Source organism: Streptomyces sp. NPDC004542, from assembly GCF_040610035.1.
Classification (GTDB): Bacteria; Actinomycetota; Actinomycetes; order Streptomycetales; family Streptomycetaceae; genus Streptomyces.
This window is the reverse complement of sequence record NZ_JBEXLP010000051.1, coordinates 24,766-42,091: the sequence shown is the minus strand read 5'-3', so window position 1 is coordinate 42,091 and position 17,326 is coordinate 24,766. Positions and strand designations below refer to the sequence as shown.

Here is a 17,326-nt window from a genome sequence, read left to right as displayed (position 1 = left end):
GTGCTGCGCGCGGGTGGCGCGTCGTTGCCAGGTCGTACGACGGAGGAGTATGCGATGCAACAGGTGGACGGTCACACGGCACAACTCAAGAACGAGGCGGAAGAGCCGGGTTGGGAGGTGGATCCGGATGACGACTGGGGCGTGGCGGTCGTGGCCACCGTGGGACGGCAACTCAGGCTGCGGCGAGAGGCGGCGGGGATGCGGGCCGCCGAGTTCGGAGCGCGGGTCGGCTACGGGGAGGACCTCGTCTACAAGATCGAGGGCGGCAAGCGGATCCCGCGGCCCGAGTATCTGGACAAGGCGGACGAGGTGTTGGGGGCGGGTGGGTTGCTCTCTGCGATGAAGGAGGATGTGGCAAAGGTCCGGTATCCGAAGACCGTGCGTGAGATCGCCAAGCTGGAGGCGAAGGCGGTCGAGCTTGGGGTGTATGTCGGGCTCAGCCTGCACGGCTTGTTGCAGACACCGGAGCATGCGCGGGCACTCTTCGAGGCCTGGCAGCCCGCGTACTCGCCAGACGAAGCGGAGCGACGAGTGGCCGCCCGCATGGCTCGAAAGGCGATCTTTGAACGATCACCTGCACCAGCGCTCAGCTTCGTCCAAGAAGAGGCGACACTGCGTCGGCCAGTCGGCGGCACAATGGTGTGGCGCCAACAGCTCGAACATCTGTTGGGGGTGGGGCAGTTGCGCAATGTCACACTGCAAGTGATGCCGACGGACTCCGAGGCGCACCCAGGGCTGGGCGGAAAGATCGAAGTGCTGAAGTTCCCGGATGGCACGGCGGTGGGCCGGTCTGATGGTGCGTACAGCGGCCGACCGATCTCAGATCCGAAACAGCTGCGGATCCTCGAACTTCGGTATGGCACCATCCGGGCTCAGGCCCTCACGCCACGGGAATCACTGACCTTCATCGAGCAACTGCTGGGAGAGACATGATCCGCGAGTCTGCCACCGGACCCACCACAGAACTGGAGTGGTTCAAGAGCAGCTACAGCGACGGCCCTGACGGAGACTCCTGCGTCGAGATCGCCAGCACTCCCGGCACTGTCCACGTCCGCGACTCCAAGCACACCGCCGGCCCGTGCCTCCAGCTCTCACCGAAGACCTGGGCCGACTTCGTTCCGTACGCGTCCGGGGGCTGACGGTCTACTCGACCTCGGCCTCCGGCACGTCCACCTCGCCGCCCAGGGAGCGGGCGATGGCCGTGAACTCGTTCAGGGCGGACTGTCGGCCAGGACCTCACCGAACTGTCCTGCGCTCACGTAGGCGGCGTTCGGGTTGCTCAGAACGGTCAGCTCGGCCTGCGACCCGTAGATCGCGAGGAGCGGCTGATACCCGTACAGGCGACCGAAGTTGGGCGATGCCTTGGCCAGCTCCCTGAGCCGTCTGTCCACGTCCTGACCGTCCACGCGCCGCCCCCCTGAGCCTCAACGATCCTGGGATCGTCAAGCTTACGAAGCCGGGCGGCGGGAAGCACCAGAACGCGACAACCGGAGGGCCGGGCCAGGGCTCAGGCCCTCCCGACCATCCGGTCCCGGTGCCGCCCCGTCAGAACTTGATGCTGCCGATCATGCTGGCGACGTTGGTCGTCAGGTCGCTGATCGTGGGGGCGACGGTCGAGGAGGCGAGGTAGAAGCCGAGGAGCATGCAGACCACCGCGTGCCCGCCCTTCAGGCCTGATTTCTTGATGAGCAGGAAGACGATGATCGCCAGCAGCACCACCGCCGAAATCGAGAGTGCCACGGCGGCTCACCTCCAAAGATCCCAGGGACGCGGGGGGGGACGGACTATGGGGGTTGTCGACCGGTCCGGCAGACCGATCAGCAGATCCTTACACGGGCCAGCAGGTTCATACCCACATAGCGGTAGTGATCATATCTACCGGTGCTTGCGCATCGCTGGGCGCACAGCCGCACAAGGGGGCGCATGGCCAATATGGTCAGGGCATGACGACCGAGCCTGACTCCTTCCCCCGACGGCACGCCCGCACCCAGCGTTTCACCCTCGGCGCGCCGCGTTCGTTCACCGTGGCGCCCGACGGTTCGCGTGTCGCGTTCCTGCGCTCGCACTCCGGTACGGACCGGGCGAACGCCCTGTGGGTCATCGATCCCGCGGACGGCCAGGAGCGCGTGGCGGCGGACCCGCGCGCCCTGCTGCACGGCGCCGCGGAACAGCTCTCGCCCGAGGAGCGGGCACGCCGCGAGCGCAGCCGTGAGGGCGGGGCCGGCATCGTCGGCTATGCCACCGACACGGCCGTCGAGTTGGCGTCCTTCACCTTGTCAGGGCGGCTCTTCACGGCGGAGCTGCGGGCCGGGACCGCGCGTGAACTGGCCGTTCCCGGGCCGGTGATCGATCCGCGGCCGGCCCCCGACGGACGGCACGTGGCCTACGTCGCCCAGGGCGCCCTGCGGGTGGTGGGCGCCGAGGGCGAGGGCGACCGGGCGCTGGCGGAGCCGGAGGCGGAGGGTGTCACCTACGGGCTGGCCGAGTTCATCGCGGCCGAGGAGATGGCCCGTTCACGGGGCTTCTGGTGGTCCCCGCGGTCGGACCGGCTGCTCGTGGCGCGGGCGGACGACACGCCGGTGGGGCGGTGGTGGATCGCCGATCCGGCCCACCCGGAGCGTGAGCCCGGCCGGGTCGCGTACCCGGCGGCGGGGACCGGGAACGCGGACGTACGGCTGTTCGTGATCGACCTCGGCGGCACGCGCACGGAGGTCGTGTGGGACCGGGCGCGCTACCCGTACCTGGCACGTGTGCACTGGTCAGAGGCGGGGGCGCCGCTGCTCCTGGTGCAGGCGCGGGACCAGCGCAGCCAGTTGTTCCTGGCCGTGGACCCGGGGTCCGGGGCGACGCGGATGGTCCACGCCGACGAAGATCGAACATGGCTTGAACTTTTCCCCGGAGTGCCGTGCTGGAGCCCCTCCGGACAGCTCGTCCGGATCGCGGACGAGGGCGGGGCCCGGGTCCTGACGGTGGGCGAACGGCCCCTGACCGGACCGCAGTTGCACATCCGCGCGGTGCTGGACGTGACCGCCGACGACGTGCTGGTCTCGGCCTCGGCCGGCGAGGAGGCCGAGGCGCCGGAGATCGGCGAGGTGCACGTCTACCGGGTCAGCGAGCTGGGCGTGGAGCGCGTGTCGCACGAGCCGGGCGTGCACTCGGCGGTGCGTGCCGGGGGCGTGACCGTGCTGGTCTCCGCCACGCTCGACCACCCGGGCGCCCGGGTGCGGGTGCTGCGGGACGGGAAGGAGGCGGCGACCGTCGCGTCGTACGCCGAAGATCCCGGTCTGTCCCCGCGCGTGACCCTCACCCAGGGGGGCGCACGCCGAATTCCGTGCGCCGTGCTTATGCCTACGGACTACCCCGGGGACACTACCGGGGACGCCCGCCTTCCGGTACTGCTCGACCCTTACGGCGGCCCGCACGGCCAGCGCGTGGTGGCCGCGCACAACGCCCACCTCACCTCGCAGTGGTTCGCCGACCAGGGCTTCGCGGTGGTCGTGGCCGACGGCCGGGGCACCCCCGGCCGCTCCCCCGCCTGGGAGAAGGCGGTCCACCGCGACTTCACCGTCTCCCTCGACGACCAGATCGAGGCGCTCGAGGATCTGGCGCGGGAATACCCCCTGGACCTGAGCCGGGTGGCGATCCGCGGCTGGTCGTACGGCGGCTACCTGGCCGCCCTCGCCGTGCTGCGCCGCCCGGACGTCTTCCACGCGGGCATCGCGGGCGCGCCGGTGACCGACTGGCGGCTGTACGACACCCACTACACCGAGCGGTACCTGGGCGACCCGGCCGCGGACCCGGCGGCGTACGCGAGGAGCGGTCTCGTCACCGACGAGGGACTGTCCGCCCCCGCCGGCCCGCACCGGCCGCTGATGATCGTGCACGGGCTGGCCGACGACAACGTGGTGGTCGCGCACGCCCTGCGGCTGTCCTCGGCCCTGCTCGCCGCCGGCCGTCCGCACGAGGTGCTCCCGCTGTCGGGCGTCACGCACATGACCCCGCAGGAGCAGGTAGCGGAGAACCTGCTGCTGCTCCAGGTGGACTTCCTCAGGCGTTCGCTGGCCCTGCCGCGCACATGACCGCGCACAACCGAACGCACAACCGAACAAACCACCGCGAACCGCGTTAACACGCAGGCAACTTCACGGAAGCGATACCGATATACGGACGCGCGAGGCTGAACAGCGTACGGCCGTGCGGGTGCCGTAAACGGGCCGGGGTGCACCATGTCACCCCGGCCCGTTGCCGTCGTGCTCCTCCACCGGCACCACCTGCCTCTCCTCAGCGAAGTGGCACGCCGAGTCGTGCGCGGCCGGGCCGGTCTCCAGGCGGAGGCCGGGCGGGACGGCGAGGGGCGGCACCTCCAGCGCGCAGCGCTCCCGGGCCTTCCAGCAGCGGGTGCGGAAGCGGCAGCCGGAAGGGATGTTCGTGGGGGACGGCACGTCACCCGTCAGGATGATCCGTTCGCGGTGTTCGCGGGCGCCGGGGTCGGGGACGGGCACGGCGGAGAGCAGGGCCTGGGTGTAGGGGTGCGTCGGGTGGTCGTAGATCTCCGTCTCGGTGCCGGTCTCCACGATCCGGCCGAGGTACATCACCCCGACCCGGTCCGAGAGGTGCCGCACGATCGACAGGTCGTGCGCGATGAAGACGTAGGAGAGGTCGAACTCCGTCTGGAGCCGGTCCAGGAGGTTGATCACCTGGGCCTGGACCGAGACGTCCAGGGCCGACACCGGTTCGTCGGCGACGATCACCTCCGGACGGAGGGCCAGCCCCCGCGCGATGCCGATCCGCTGGCGCTGGCCGCCGGAGAACTGGTGCGGGTAGCGGTTGGCGTAGTCGGGGTCGAGGCCGACCACGTCGAGGAGTTCGCGCACCCTCCGGCGCCGGTCGCCCTTCGGGGCCGCCTCGGGGTGGATCTCGTACGGCTCCCCGATGATGTCGCCCACCGTCATACGGGGGTTGAGGGAGGTGTAGGGGTCCTGGAAGACCATCTGGATGTTGCGCCGTACGGCCTTCAGGGCCCGGCCGGACAGCCGGGTGATCTCCTCGCCCTTGAACCGGATCGAACCCGCCGTCGGCCGTTCGAGGCTGCACAGCATCCTGGCCACCGTGGACTTGCCGCAGCCGGACTCGCCGACGAGGCCCAGCGTCTCGCCCCGGCCGAGCGTGAAGTCGACGCCGTCGACGGCCTTCACCGCGTCGATCCGCTTCTTGAACAGGATGCCCCGGGTCAGCGGGTAGTGCTTGACGAGCCCGCCGACCTCCAGGACCGGCTCAGTCGTCGAGGCTGCCATGCAGGCACTCCCTCCAGAAGTGGCAGGCGCTCGCCCGGCCCGTGTCGAACGCGTACAGCGGCGGCTCGTCGGTCCGGCACACGTCGCGGGCCATCGGACAGCGCGGGTGGAAGGCGCAGCCGGGCGGGATGTGCGTGAGGTTCGGCGGCAGGCCCTTGATGGCGTGGAGCTCGCGGCCCTTGAGGTCCAGGCGCGGGACGGACGCCAGCAGTCCGCGGGTGTAGGGGTGAGCACCGTTCTTGTAGATGTCGTGGACGGGCGCCGACTCCACGATGCGCCCCGCGTACATCACGGCGATCCGGTCCGCCACGTCGGCGACGACCCCGAGGTCGTGGGTGATCAGGATCAGCCCCATGCGGTACTCGCGCCGCAACTCCGCGAGCAGGTCCATCACCTGGGCCTGGACCGTGACGTCGAGGGCGGTGGTGGGCTCGTCGGCGATGATGAGCGCCGGTTCGAGGGCCAGCGCCATGGCGATCATGATGCGCTGGCGCATGCCGCCGGAGAACTGGTGCGGGTAGTCGCGCACCCGCTGGGCGGCGGCCGGGATGCGCACCCGGTCCATCAGCTCGACGGCCCTGGCCCGCGCGTCCTTCTTCGACATGCCCCGGTGGACCACGAACATCTCGCCGAGCTGGTCGCCGACGGAGAGCACCGGGTTCAGCGCGGACAGCGCGTCCTGGAAGATCATGGCCATCCCGGTGCCGCGGACCTTCCTGCGCTCCTCCTCCTTCAGCTTCAGCAGGTCCTGGCCGCGGAAGAGGATCTCCCCGCCGGTGATCCGCCCCGGCGGCATGTCGAGGATCCCCATGACCGCCTGGGCGGTGACGGACTTCCCCGAGCCCGACTCCCCGAGCACCGCGAGCGTCTCCCCGGCGTCCACGCCGCAGCTCACCCCGTTCACGGCCCGGGCGACCCCGTCCCGCGTCCGGAACTCCACGTAGAGGCTCCGCACGTCAAGCAGCACGGCAGCTCACCTCGCCCTCCGCCGGCCAAGGACGGCACCGCCCACCGCGTCGCCCTGCGGGGCGAAGGCCGGTACGGCACGGCGGTGGCCGGGGGACGCCGACGTCCGGCAGGGGCGCGGCAGGCGCGTCACGCGCCCGTCCGGCGCCGCCGACGCCACCACCACCGGCATCACCGGCTCCGGCTCCGTCTCCGTTTCCGTCTCCGTCTCCGGCACCACCACGCCCACCCGGCGGCCGACGCCGTCGGCCGCCGGGGCGGCCCCGTCCCCGCTCCGGGACTCCCCGTGCGGGGCCCGTGCTTCCAGCGGCACCGCCGCTCACCTCAGTTTCGGGTCGAGGGCGTCGCGTACCGCGTCGCCGAGCATGATGAAGGCCAGGACGGTGATCGCGAGGGCTCCGGAGGGCCACAGCAGGGCGTGCGGGGCGTTGCGGATGTAGGGGGAGGCGGCCGAGATGTCGATGCCCCAGGAGACGCTGGGCGGCTTCAGGCCGACGCCGAGGTAGGAGAGGGTGGCCTCGAGCGCGATGTAGGTGCCGAGCGCGATGGTGGCCACGACGATCACCGGGGCGACCGCGTTGGGCGCGATGTGCCGGAGCAGGATGCGCGGGCCGGAGGCGCCGAGGGCGCGGGCGGCCTGGACGTAGTCGTTCTGCCGGGCGGTGATGACGGAGCCGCGGGCGATGCGGGAGATCTGCGGCCAGCCGAGCAGCACCATGAACCCGATGACCGGCCAGACGGTGTTGCTCGTCACCACGGACAGCAGGACGAGGCCGCCGAGCACGACCGGGATCGCGAAGAAGACGTCGGTGAGGCGGGACAGGACCGAGTCCCAGGCCCCGCCGAAGTACCCCGCGAGTCCGCCGAGGACGGAGCCGAGGAGCGCCACCCCCAGCGTGGCGCAGACGCCGACCGTGACGGACGTGCGCGCACCGTAGACGGTCCGGGTGTAGACGTTGCAGCCCTGGCCGTCGTACCCGAAGGGGGCGCCCGGCTGGGAGCCCTCCTGGGATTTGGCGAGGTCGCACTGCAGGGGGCTGCCGGAGGCGATCAGCGAGGGCCACAGGGAGATGACGACGAGGAAGGCGATGACGAGCCCGGAGACGAGGAAGACGGGGTCGCGGCGCAGGTCCCGCCAGGCGTCGGACCACAGTGACCGCGGTCTGCCCTGCGGTCCCGTGCCCCGCGGCCCGCCCGGCGTCCGCTCCAGCGTCGTCGCCTCGCTCGCCGCCAGGTCCATCGCGCCGCCCATACCGGTGCCGGCGACGGCGCCCTCGGGTGCGAACGGCTGCTCAGGCATAGCGGATCCTCGGGTCGAGTACGGCGTACAGCAGGTCGACGAGCAGGTTGGCGGCGAGGAAGACCAGCACGAGGACGGTCACGAAGCCGACGACCGTCTGGGTGTTCTGGCGCAGGATGCCCTGGTAGAGCTGGTAGCCGACGCCGTGGATGTTGAAGATCCGCTCGGTGACGATGGCGCCGCCCATCAGCGCGCCGATGTCGGTGCCGATGAAGGTGACCACGGGGACGAGCGAGTTGCGCAGCAGGTGCCGGGTGATCACGCGGTGCCTGGGCAGGCCCTTGGCGATCGCCGTGCGGACGTAGTCCGACCGCTTGTTCTCGGCGATGGAGGTCCGGGTCAGCCGGGTGACGTAGGCGAGCGAGACGGAGGCCAGGACCAGCCCGGGTACGAGCAGCTCGCCGAAGGTGGCTTCCGGCGGCACCGACGGTCTGATCCAGGCCCACTCCACGCCGAGCAGGAGCTGGAGCAGCAGCCCGGTGACGAAGACGGGCACGGAGACGACCACCAGGGTGGCCAGCAGCACCCCGGTGTCGACGGGCCGTCCGCGGCGCAGCCCGGTGACCACGCCCAGGGTGATGCCGACGACGCTCTCGATGACGATCGCCACGACGGTCAGCCGGGCGGTGACGGGGAACGCGGTCGACATCAGCTCGGTGACCGGCTGGCCGGTGAACGCCGTCCCGAAGTCGCCGGTGAAGACGTTCCCCATGTAGGTCAGGTACTGCTGCCAGAGCGGCTTGTCGAGCCCGAACTCCTGCTTCAGCTGGGCGGCGGTCGCCGGGTCGCACTGCCGCTCGCCGCAGAGTCCGGCGATGGGGTCGCCCATCACGTTGACCATCAGGAAGATGAGCAGCGTGGCCCCGAAGAACACCGGGACCATCTGGAGCAGACGCCTGACGACGTAGCGCCCCATGGCGGATCAGCCGACCCTGATCTCGTTGTACACCGGGACGCTGAACGGGTTGAGCGCCACGTCGGACAGCCGATCGGAGTAGCCGGCGCTGCCGTTCTGGTACCAGAGGGGGATGGCGGCCATGTGGTCCCGTACGACCCCCTCGGCCTGCCGGAAGGTGTTCACCGCCCTGGCGGTGTCGGTCTCGGCGTTGGCCCGGTCGACGAGTTGGTCGAAGCTCTTGTCGGACCACTGGCCGTCGTTGGAGGAGGCTCCGGTGTAGTAGAGCGGTTGCAGGAAGTTCTGGATGAGCGGGTAGTCCATCTGCCAGCCGGCGCGGAACGGGCCGGACATCTTGTGCCGGGTGATCCGGTCGCGGAAGTCGGCGAAGGTGCCGACCGGGTTGCCGACGCAGGCCTTGTCGTCGCGGAGCGCGTTGTTGATGGAGTTGCACACGGCGTCCACCCACATCCGGTGCGAGCCGGTGTCGGCGTTGTAGGTGATCGTGACCTGTCCGCCCGGGAGCCCGCCGCCCTCCCGCACCAGTTTCCTGGCCCCGGCCGGGTCGTAGTCGCAGGCGGCCCCGCACAGCCCGTGCTGGAAGCCGCCCGCCGCGCCGAGCACCGGCGAGGTCCAGTCGGTGGCCGGGATGCGGGTCTTCAGGAAGATCGTGTCGGTGATCTGTCTGCGGTTGATCGCCATGGACAGGCCTGTGCGGACCTTCTCCGAGCCGCTCTTGTCCCAGTTTTTGTCGTAGTAGGGGAAGGCGAGGGTCTGGATGATGCCGGCCGGGGCGGTGACGTAGCGGTCGCCCAGGTCGTTCCTGACGTTCTTGAGCTGCGCGGCGGGAACGTCGTCGACCAGGTCGAGGTTGCCGGCCAGCAGGTCGGTGTAGGCGGTGTCGTTGTCGGTGTAGACCCGGAGGGTCACGCCCCCGTTCTGGGCCTTGTCGGCTCCGGGGTAGCCGTCCCACTTCCTCAGGGCCATCTGGAAGCCCCTGGTGTACGACTCGACGGCGTACGGCCCGTTGCCCACCGGCTTCTTCAGCCAGGCCGCGTGGTCGGTGAAGAACGCCCGGGGCAGCGGGGCGAAGGCCGGGTAGCCCAGGGTGTCGGGGAAGCTGGAGAACTTCTGGCGGAGCCTGACGGTGAAGGTCCGGTCGTCGACGACCTTCAGGCCCGAGAGCGTGCCGGCGCTCGGTGAGCCGCTGTCCGGGTGGACCTTGTCGTAGCCCTCGATGTAGCCGTAGAAGTACGCGTTCCGCTGGTGGTTCCTGAGGCTCGCGCCGTAGTTCCAGGCGTCGACGAAGGACCTGGCGGTGACCTTCTCCCCGTTGGAGAAGGTCCAGCCGTCCTTGAGGGTGACGGTGAAGTTCCGGGAGTCCGGGGTGTCGATCCTCGCGGCGAGCATGTCCTGGGCCGCGCCGGTCCTCGGGTCGTACTTCTTCAGCCCCCGGAAGATCATGTCGAGGACCTTGCCGCCCTGCACCTCGTTGGTGTTCGCCGGCTCCAGCGGGTTCTGCGGATCGCCCCAGGAGGAGGTGAGGACGGTGCCGCCGTCCTGGCCGCCGGCGCTCCCGCCGCCCGCGCAGGCCGTCGCGGCGAGCGCCACCGCCAGCGCGCAGGCGGCCCGTCGGGCGTACGTGGTCCCACGCATGCAGTGCCTCCTCGAGAACGCGCGTGCCTGCGCTGTGGCGCCAGCTTCTGCCTCCATTACTTATGGGTCAATATCACCGCAAATGATATATACCGCACACCTGGTGGTCCGTACGCGAGCGAGTGCACCCGAACGGATGGCGCCCCGCCGACCGTCGCAGCGGTTCAGGACGTCGGAACCCCCGGGCCGGGGACGGTGGTTCCGCCCGGTCGGGCACCCGACTCGCGCCACCGGCACGCCTCCCGCCCGGGCGGCGGCCGCCACGGCCGGACCGGGGCCCGAGGGGCCGGATCCGGCCGCCGCGACGCCCGCACCGGTCCGCCGCTCGGCCTCCCCGCGACGACCCGTCGTGCCCGGCCGGCCGCGTCGGACCACGATCACGCCTGCCGCGGTCACGAGATCGTCACGGTGGCCGGATCCGCTCGCCGGCCGCCGCCAGCGCTCCACCAGACCCCCTTCACCGGTCTGGACCAATGTCTGTGCCGATAGCCCGTCAACTCGCCGTTTCCGCAGGCCACACCGGCTGCAGGCGCCGTTGACGCACCCAGACCGCCGCTGATAGACACAGTCCTCACGCAACTGGTGTCACCAGGCAGTTCCCGGCTCCTGACGTCCGACAAGCCGTTTCCGCGCGAATGACGACGCGAGGTCACGATCGATGAGCACACCAGACCGGCCCGCCAGAACACGTCCGCCCTCGAAGAGCTCGCGTCCGCGTGTCCCCCGGCTCCTGGCCGCCGGCGGCGCCCTCGCCCTGGCCGCCACGGCGACCTTCACGACTGCGGTGAACCCCGCCCCGCAGCGGGCACAGGCCGCCGCCCAGGACGGCAAGGTCCTCACGATCGCCGTGGCGCAGAGCGTGGACTCGCTGAGCCCCTTCCTGGCCGTGCGTCTGCTCAGTACGAGCGTCCTGAGGCTGACGTACGAGTACCTCACCGCCTACGACCCCGGTGACGCCCACGCGGTGCCGGGCCTGGCGACGAAGTGGTCGTCGTCGGCCGACAAGCTCACCTGGACCTACACGATCCGTTCCGACGCGACGTGGTCGGACGGGCAGCGGGTCACCGCCGAGGACGCGGCCTGGACGTTCCGCACGATGATGACCGACGAGGGCGCCGCCACCGCGAACGGCAGCTTCGTCACCAACTTCCGCGAGGTGACGGCTGCGAGCCCCACCCGGCTGGTCGTCGAGCTGAAGAAGCCGCAGGCCACGATGACCGCCCTGGACGTGCCCATCGTGCCCAAGCACATCTGGGAGAAGGCCGGGGACCTCTCGAAGTTCAACAACGACAAGAGCTTCCCCGTCGTCGGCGACGGACCCTTCGTCCTCACCGACTACAAGCCCGACCGCTACGTCCGGCTGAAGGCCAACAAGAGCTACTGGCGCGGAGCCCCGAAGTTCGACGAACTGCTGGTCAAGTACTACAAGGACCAGGACGCGGCGGTGGCCGCCCTGCGCAAGGGCGAGGTCTCCTTCGTCGCGGGCTCCCCGTCCCTGACGCCGGCTCAGGCGGCCTCCCTCAAGGGCGAGAAGAACATCCACGTCAACGACGCACCCGGCCGCCGCTTCTACGCACTCGCCGTCAACCCGGGCGCACGGACGAGGAACGGCCGGAAGTTCGGCGACGGCGACCCGTCCCTGCTGGACGAACGGGTACGGCACGCCCTGTTCACGGCCGTCGACCGCGAGACGATCGTCGACAAGGTGTTCCAGGGCCACGCCGTCGAGGGCCAGGGCTACATCCCGCCGCGCTTCCCGGCGTACTTCTGGAAACCCTCGGCAGGCCGGCAACTCGCCTACGACCCGGCGAAGGCGGCCCGGCTGCTCGACGAGGCGGGCTACCGGAAGAACGCCGACGGCAGACGGACCGGCAAGGACGGCAAGCCGCTGAACTACCGCCTGCTCTGCCACGCCACCGACCCCAACGACAAGGCGGTCGGCCAGTACCTCAAGGAGTGGTGGGGCGCACTCGGCATCGGCGTGACGCTCGACTGCCTGGACAACGTCACCGACCCGTGGCTGGCCGGCACGTACGACCTCGCCTTCGACGGCTGGTCCGTCAACCCCGACCCGGACTACGTCCTGTCCATCCACACCTGTGCCGCCCTGCCCTCGACCCCGAAGGACACCGGCCAGACGGACAACTTCATCTGCGACAAGACCTACGACGAGCTGTACGCCCGGCAGGCCGCCGAGTACGACCCCGCCAGGAGGGCGGACCTCGTCAAGCGGATGGAGTCGCGGCTGTACGACCTCGGCTACATGAACGTCATGGCGTACCCGAACGCGGTCGAGGCCTATCGCACCGACCAGATCCAGTCGATCACCACGATGCCCGAGAAGGCCGGCAACATCTACGGCCAGGACGGCTACTGGAGCTGGTGGTCCGCGGTGCCGACCGCCTCCGGCGGGTCCTCGGACGGCGGCGGGTCGACGGGCGTGGTCATCGGCGCCGTCGTGGCAGTGGTGGTCGTCGGCGGCGCCGCGGTGTTCCTCGCGGTGCGGCGCCGCGCCACCGCAGAGGACCGCGAGTAGCCGATGGACCGGAGGACCGGAACGAGCGCCACCGGGTATCTGCGCTACGGGGCCGGCAAGGTGGGCGGCGCGGTCGTCTCCCTGCTCGCCGTCCTCGTGACCGGGTTCTTCCTGTTCCGGCTCATCCCGGGCGACCCGGTCAAGACCATGACGGGCGGCCGCCCGGTCTCGGCCCGGCAACTGGCCGTCTACCGCAGGGAGTTCGGGCTCGGCCTGCCGCTGTGGCAGCAGTTCACACACTACTGCGGCAGTGCGCTCAGCGGTGATCTCGGCACGTCGTACCAGTTCCGGGAACCCGTCGTCGACAAGATCACCGAGGCACTGCCGAACACCCTGCTGCTCACCGGCTCCGCGTTCGTCCTGTACACCGCGCTCGGCGCCTGGCTCGGCACCCGCTCGGCCTGGCGCCACGGCCGGCTCGGCGACCGGATGAACACCGGCCTGGCGCTGACCCTGTACTCCGTCCCGTCGTTCTGGCTGGGCCTGGTCCTCATCATCGTGTTCGCGGTGGGCGTCGGCCCGGTCCCCGGCCTCTTCCCGACCGGCGGCATGGAGACGGGCGGCAAGGAGGGCTTCGCGTACGCCGTCGACGTCGCCCACCACCTCGTGCTGCCGGTGGTCACCCTGGTCGCGGTCGAGTACGGGCAGACCCTCATGGTCACCCGCTCGGCCCTGCTGGCCGAGATGGGCAGCGACTATCTGACGACCGCGCGCGCCAAGGGGCTCCGCGACGACCTGGTCCGGCGCCGGCACGCCGTGCCGAACGCGCTGCTGCCGACCGTGACGCTGGTCTTCGTCAACCTCGGCCGGACCGTCGCCGGGGTGATCCTGGTGGAGACCGTCTTCTCCTGGCCCGGCCTCGGCGGCCTCTTCTACCAGGCCCTCAGCGTGCCCGATCTGCCCCTGGTCCAGGGCCTGTTCCTGGTCTTCGCCGCGGCGGTGATCCTCATGAACACCCTCGCCGACATGCTCTATCCGCTGCTCGACCCCAGGGTGGTCCGATGACGGCCGACGCCACCGACCCGGCCTCGCAGGCCGGCCCGCGCGCCCTCGCCCGGCAGCGCCGCCGCCGCTCGGCCGCCCGGTTCTGGGCCGGGTTCCGCACCCGGCGCGCCGGGCTGCTGGGCCTGGCCGCGCTGGTCCTGTTCGCCCTCGTCGCGCTCACCGCACCGCTGACGGTCGGCCCGGACGTGACCAGCGTCACCGGGGCGCCGGGCCGGCCCATGGAGGGCCCCAGCGGCGCGTTCCCGCTGGGCACGGACCGGTTCGGCCGCGACCTGCTCGGTCTGCTGGTGTGGGGGTCACGGGTGTCGCTGCTGGTCGGACTGCTCGCCGCCGTCCTGTCGGTGGCGATCGGCACCGTGGTCGGGATCACGGCCGGGCACTTCCGCGGTGCCTGCGCCACCGTGCTGATGCGGATCACGGACTGGTTCCTGGTGATGCCGACGCTGGTGCTCGCCATCGCGCTCGCCACCGTGCTGTCCCGCTCCCTCGGCACGATCGTCCTGGCGATCGGCGTGACCTCGTGGCCCACCACGGCCCGGCTGGTGCGCGCGCAGACACTGGCGGTGGAGTCACGGCCGTACATCGAGCGCGCGCACGCGCTCGGCGGCGGCCACTGGCACGTCATGTCCCGGCACGTGCTGCCGAACGTGATGCCGCTGGTCCTCGCCCAGACCACCCTGATGATCTCCTCCTCCGTCCTCGCCGAGGCGACGCTGGCCTTCCTCGGCCTCGGCGATCCGACCGTGGTGTCCTGGGGCGGGCTGCTCCAGGACGCGCGCGACGCGGGCGCCGTCAGCTCGGGCGACTGGTGGTACCTGGTGCCGCCGGGCATCGCGATCGCGGGGGTCGCCCTGGCCTTCACCCTGTGCGGGCGCGCGGTGGAAACCGTCCTCGATCCACGTCTGGGGGCGGCGCGTTGACTCTGCTGGAGGTGCGGAACCTCGAAGTGACGTATCCGGGCGGAGCGGCCGCGGTGCGCGGCGTGGACCTGTCGCTCGCCGCCGGCCACACGCTCGGCATCGCCGGCGAGTCCGGCTGCGGCAAGTCCACGCTGGCGCTCGCCCTGCTCAGGCTGCTGCCCGCCGGGACCCGGGTGACCGGGGAGATCCTGCTGGACGGCGAGGACGTCCTCGCGATGCGGTGGGGCCGGGTCCGGGCGGTCCGCTGGGCGCGAGCCTCGATCGTCTTCCAGGGGGCGATGCACTCGCTCAACCCGGTGCACCGCGTCGGCGACCAGATCGCCGAGCCCATCGTGCTGCACCAGGGGGCGACCGCGGCCGCGGCCCGGCGCAGGACGGGCGAGCTCCTGCGGAGCGTGGGGCTTCCGGTGGCACGGGCGGCGGCGTATCCGCACGAGCTGTCCGGCGGCCAGCGGCAGCGCGTCATGATCGCGATGGCGCTGGCCTGCGATCCGCGGCTGGTCATCGCCGACGAGCCGACCACCGCGCTGGACGTGATGATCCAGGCGCAGATCCTGCGGCTGATCCGGCGGCTCGTCGCCGAGCAGGACCTGGCGCTGATGATGGTCAGCCATGACCTGGCGGTGCTCGCCGACACCTGCGACCGGCTGGCGGTGATGTACGCGGGCCGGGTGGTGGAGGAGGGACCGGCCCGGCGGATCTACGAGGACGCCCGGCACCCGTACGGCAAGGCGCTGTCGGCGGCGTTCCCGCGCATCGGCGAGCCCGCCTCCCGGTTCGCCCCGCGCGGGCTGGCCGGTGACCCGCCCGACCCGTCGGCCGTGCCGTCCGGCTGCGCCTTCCATCCGCGCTGCCCGGTGGCCCTGGACGTCTGTGCCACGCAGGACCAGGCGCTGCGGGAGGCGGCACCGGGGCACCTGGCCGCCTGCGTGCACACGCGGACGCCGGTTGCCGACACGGTCGATACGGCCGAGGTGTCCGTGGCGGAGGAGACGGGAGAGACCTCATGACGACGACCGCTCCCCGGCCGCTGCTGAGCGCGCGGGGTCTGCACGTGACCTTCCCCGGACGCCACGGCACCGGGCCGGCCCGCGCCGTGGACGGAGTCGAACTGGACATCGGCGCCGGGGAGATCGTGGCGCTGGTCGGCGAGTCGGGCTGCGGCAAGTCGACGCTGGCGCGCTCGCTGCTCGGGCTCGTACCGCCCGCGCGAGGGAGCGTCAGCTTCCGCGGCGAGCCGCTGGCGTACTCCTCGCGGGCCCTGAAGGCGTACCGCAGGCGGGTGCAACTGGTGCTGCAGGACCCGAGCGGCTCGCTGAACCCGCGGCACACGGTGTACGACGCGGTGGCCGAGGGCCTGCGGATCCACGGCCGCGCCGGGGACGAACGGGCCGTCGTGGCACGGGCACTGTCCCGCTGCGGTCTGCGGCCGCCCGAGCGCTTCTTCCTGCGGTACCCGCACGAGCTGTCCGGGGGCCAGCGCCAGCGCGTGGTGATCGCCGGCGCCCTGGTGCTGGAGCCCGAACTGCTGGTCGCCGACGAGCCGGTGGCCTCGCTCGACGCCTCGGTACGCGGTGAGGTGCTCGCCCTGCTGCTGCGCCTGCGCGCCGAACTGGGCCTGTCCGCCCTGGTGGTGACGCACGACCTCGGGCTGGCGTGGAACATCGCCGACCGGGTCGCGGTGATGTACCTGGGGCGCATCGTGGAGACGGGCGGCGTCGAGCAGGTGCTGACGGCACCCCGGCACCCGTACACCCAGGCGCTGCTGTCGGTGCTTCCGGAGGCCCGGGTCGATCCGGTGATCCTGGCCGGCGAACCGCCGGACCCGTCCCGTATCCCCGCGGGCTGCCGTTTCCACGTCCGCTGCCAGGTCCTGGCGAGCGGCGCGGCGGGCCGGGCGGGCGTCGCCGAGGCGTGCCGGACCCAGGACCCGGAGGTGCTGGGCGGGGGCGGACAGGCGCAGGTGGCCTGCCACTGGGCCCGGACGCGGGCCACTGCGTGACCGCTTGGGCGGGCGTGCCGGCACCGGGGGCGTGAGGGCGGGCCGCCGGGCGACGGCTCACGCGAGCGTGCGGGCGGGGCGCGACGGCTTGCGCGGCGTCACCGCCTTACGCGGACGCCGCGCCGGGGGCGGCACAGCGGGAGCAGGCGTTACGGCGGGGCGCTGCGTGACGACTCGCGCGACCGTGACAGCCGACGGGGTCGTGACGGCGGGCGGGGGCATGACGGCGGGCGGGGGCGTGTTCGCGCCGCAGGCGTGACGGGGGCTACGGGACGGTGGGCGGGGGCTGGTCCGTGGCGACCAGTTCGGCCTCGAAGCCGTCCGTGTTCGCCAGGTAGGCCGCGTAGTGCTGCGGGCCGCCGGCATGGGGGTACCGCTCGGCGAAGAGCGGCGTCCAGCCCTGGTCGGGTGCCTCCCGCGCCAGCGCGTCGACATCCTGGCGGCTCCCGGCGTGGAACGCGAGGTGGTTGAGTCCCGGGCGCGTCCGGTCGTGGCGGTCACCGCTCAGCGCCGGCGACTGCTCGACGACGACGTACGCCTGCCCCTGGCGCCAGCTGCGGCCGTGCTGCCAGTCCTGGTACGGCCGGTAGCCGAGCCGGGCGAGGAGCCAGCCCCATTCGCGTTCCGCCCGCGCGAGGTCGGGAACCCACAGCTCGACGTGGTGGATCATGTCACCCCGGTCCTGGTCCGAAGGGGCGCCCCGGCGAGTGACAGCACTCGCCGGGGCGCCCCGCTCTCAACGGCCGAGAGGT

17 protein-coding genes are annotated in these 17,326 nt (G+C 71.6%); 8 read left to right on the top strand and 9 right to left on the bottom strand.

Annotated elements, in window-relative coordinates; genetic code table 11:
• The first annotated feature begins 54 nt into the window (after positions 1-54).
• Positions 55-933 (top strand): helix-turn-helix transcriptional regulator, encoded by an 879-nt coding sequence (locus ABZX30_RS25095; protein ID WP_355937172.1) that lies wholly within the window; start codon positions 55-57, stop codon positions 931-933.
• Positions 930-1,139, top strand: a complete 210-nt coding sequence (locus tag ABZX30_RS25090) for a DUF397 domain-containing protein (RefSeq protein WP_355937170.1) — start codon at positions 930-932, stop codon at positions 1,137-1,139. The genes ABZX30_RS25095 and ABZX30_RS25090 overlap by 4 nt, the downstream gene beginning before the upstream one ends.
• A 72-nt stretch (positions 1,140-1,211) precedes the next feature.
• Here ABZX30_RS25090 and ABZX30_RS25085 read toward each other — a convergent pair whose 3' ends face one another.
• Both ABZX30_RS25085 and ABZX30_RS25080 read right to left on the bottom strand, forming a co-directional pair.
• On the bottom strand, positions 1,212-1,391 hold the full coding sequence (locus tag ABZX30_RS25085; protein WP_355937168.1) for a hypothetical protein: 180 nt from the start codon (positions 1,389-1,391) through the stop codon (positions 1,212-1,214).
• Positions 1,392-1,545: 154 nt separating this feature from the next.
• A complete protein-coding gene (locus ABZX30_RS25080) occupies positions 1,546-1,740 on the bottom strand; it encodes a hypothetical protein (protein WP_046733847.1) in 195 nt (64 codons plus the stop codon).
• A gap of 203 nt (positions 1,741-1,943) precedes the next feature.
• Here ABZX30_RS25080 and ABZX30_RS25075 point away from each other — a divergent pair, with 203 nt between their 5' ends.
• The gene (locus ABZX30_RS25075) at positions 1,944-4,079 is read left to right on the top strand and encodes a prolyl oligopeptidase family serine peptidase (RefSeq protein WP_355937166.1); all 2,136 of its coding nucleotides are present in this window, start codon (positions 1,944-1,946) and stop codon (positions 4,077-4,079) included.
• A gap of 150 nt (positions 4,080-4,229) precedes the next feature.
• Here the strand turns inward: ABZX30_RS25075 and ABZX30_RS25070 are convergent, their stop codons facing one another.
• From ABZX30_RS25070 to ABZX30_RS25045, 6 genes are read right to left on the bottom strand one after another with little or no spacing between them, the layout of a single operon-like run.
• The gene (locus tag ABZX30_RS25070; protein ID WP_355937164.1) at positions 4,230-5,294 is read right to left on the bottom strand and encodes a dipeptide ABC transporter ATP-binding protein; all 1,065 of its coding nucleotides are present in this window, start codon (positions 5,292-5,294) and stop codon (positions 4,230-4,232) included.
• A complete protein-coding gene (locus ABZX30_RS25065; RefSeq protein ID WP_355937163.1) occupies positions 5,275-6,261 on the bottom strand; it encodes an ABC transporter ATP-binding protein in 987 nt (328 codons plus the stop codon). The genes ABZX30_RS25070 and ABZX30_RS25065 overlap by 20 nt, the downstream gene beginning before the upstream one ends.
• A 6-nt stretch (positions 6,262-6,267) precedes the next feature.
• Complete coding sequence (locus ABZX30_RS25060; RefSeq protein WP_355937161.1) at positions 6,268-6,573, bottom strand: hypothetical protein; 306 nt, start codon at positions 6,571-6,573, stop codon at positions 6,268-6,270.
• Between the two features lie 6 nt (positions 6,574-6,579).
• Positions 6,580-7,560 (bottom strand): ABC transporter permease, encoded by a 981-nt coding sequence (locus tag ABZX30_RS25055; protein WP_355937158.1) that lies wholly within the window; start codon positions 7,558-7,560, stop codon positions 6,580-6,582.
• On the bottom strand, positions 7,553-8,476 hold the full coding sequence (locus tag ABZX30_RS25050; protein WP_355937155.1) for an ABC transporter permease: 924 nt from the start codon (positions 8,474-8,476) through the stop codon (positions 7,553-7,555). Before ABZX30_RS25050 ends, ABZX30_RS25055 begins: the two co-directional genes overlap by 8 nt.
• Before the next feature lie 6 nt (positions 8,477-8,482).
• Positions 8,483-10,111, bottom strand: a complete 1,629-nt coding sequence (locus ABZX30_RS25045; protein WP_355937153.1) for an ABC transporter substrate-binding protein — start codon at positions 10,109-10,111, stop codon at positions 8,483-8,485.
• A 658-nt stretch (positions 10,112-10,769) separates the two neighbouring features.
• Between ABZX30_RS25045 and ABZX30_RS25040 the strand changes: the two genes are divergently transcribed.
• The 5 genes from ABZX30_RS25040 to ABZX30_RS25020 are packed head-to-tail and all read left to right on the top strand — an operon-like array spanning position 10,770 to position 16,574.
• The gene (locus tag ABZX30_RS25040) at positions 10,770-12,647 is read left to right on the top strand and encodes a peptide ABC transporter substrate-binding protein (RefSeq protein WP_355937150.1); all 1,878 of its coding nucleotides are present in this window, start codon (positions 10,770-10,772) and stop codon (positions 12,645-12,647) included.
• Positions 12,648-12,650: 3 nt separating this feature from the next.
• Positions 12,651-13,652 (top strand): ABC transporter permease, encoded by a 1,002-nt coding sequence (locus ABZX30_RS25035; protein WP_355937148.1) that lies wholly within the window; start codon positions 12,651-12,653, stop codon positions 13,650-13,652.
• Positions 13,649-14,572 (top strand): ABC transporter permease, encoded by a 924-nt coding sequence (locus ABZX30_RS25030; RefSeq protein ID WP_355937147.1) that lies wholly within the window; start codon positions 13,649-13,651, stop codon positions 14,570-14,572. The genes ABZX30_RS25035 and ABZX30_RS25030 overlap by 4 nt, the downstream gene beginning before the upstream one ends.
• Entirely contained in the window at positions 14,569-15,582 is a 1,014-nt protein-coding gene (locus ABZX30_RS25025; RefSeq protein ID WP_355937144.1) for an ABC transporter ATP-binding protein, read from the top strand. The genes ABZX30_RS25030 and ABZX30_RS25025 overlap by 4 nt, the downstream gene beginning before the upstream one ends.
• Positions 15,579-16,574: an ABC transporter ATP-binding protein gene (locus tag ABZX30_RS25020; protein ID WP_355937142.1), complete on the top strand. Its 996-nt coding sequence runs from the start codon at positions 15,579-15,581 to the stop codon at positions 16,572-16,574. Before ABZX30_RS25025 ends, ABZX30_RS25020 begins: the two co-directional genes overlap by 4 nt.
• A 265-nt stretch (positions 16,575-16,839) precedes the next feature.
• Here the strand turns inward: ABZX30_RS25020 and ABZX30_RS25015 are convergent, their stop codons facing one another.
• Positions 16,840-17,244, bottom strand: a complete 405-nt coding sequence (locus tag ABZX30_RS25015; RefSeq protein ID WP_355937139.1) for a VOC family protein — start codon at positions 17,242-17,244, stop codon at positions 16,840-16,842.
• Positions 17,245-17,326 lie beyond the last annotated feature (82 nt).

Bases quoted from the DNA above. Each gene is read 5' to 3' on its own strand.
- ABZX30_RS25095 (WP_355937172.1), top strand. From the start codon at position 55: ATGCAACAGGTGGACGGTCACACGGCACAACTCAAGAACGAGGCGGAA.
- ABZX30_RS25090 (WP_355937170.1), top strand. From the start codon at position 930: ATGATCCGCGAGTCTGCCACCGGACCCACCACAGAACTGGAGTGGTTC.
- ABZX30_RS25075 (WP_355937166.1), top strand. From the start codon at position 1,944: ATGACGACCGAGCCTGACTCCTTCCCCCGACGGCACGCCCGCACCCAG.
- ABZX30_RS25070 (WP_355937164.1), bottom strand. From the start codon at position 5,294: ATGGCAGCCTCGACGACTGAGCCGGTCCTGGAGGTCGGCGGGCTCGTC.
- ABZX30_RS25055 (WP_355937158.1), bottom strand. From the start codon at position 7,560: ATGCCTGAGCAGCCGTTCGCACCCGAGGGCGCCGTCGCCGGCACCGGT.
- ABZX30_RS25050 (WP_355937155.1), bottom strand. From the start codon at position 8,476: ATGGGGCGCTACGTCGTCAGGCGTCTGCTCCAGATGGTCCCGGTGTTC.
- ABZX30_RS25045 (WP_355937153.1), bottom strand. From the start codon at position 10,111: ATGCGTGGGACCACGTACGCCCGACGGGCCGCCTGCGCGCTGGCGGTG.
- ABZX30_RS25040 (WP_355937150.1), top strand. From the start codon at position 10,770: ATGAGCACACCAGACCGGCCCGCCAGAACACGTCCGCCCTCGAAGAGC.
- ABZX30_RS25035 (WP_355937148.1), top strand. From the start codon at position 12,651: ATGGACCGGAGGACCGGAACGAGCGCCACCGGGTATCTGCGCTACGGG.
- ABZX30_RS25030 (WP_355937147.1), top strand. From the start codon at position 13,649: ATGACGGCCGACGCCACCGACCCGGCCTCGCAGGCCGGCCCGCGCGCC.
- ABZX30_RS25020 (WP_355937142.1), top strand. From the start codon at position 15,579: ATGACGACGACCGCTCCCCGGCCGCTGCTGAGCGCGCGGGGTCTGCAC.
- ABZX30_RS25015 (WP_355937139.1), bottom strand. From the start codon at position 17,244: ATGATCCACCACGTCGAGCTGTGGGTTCCCGACCTCGCGCGGGCGGAA.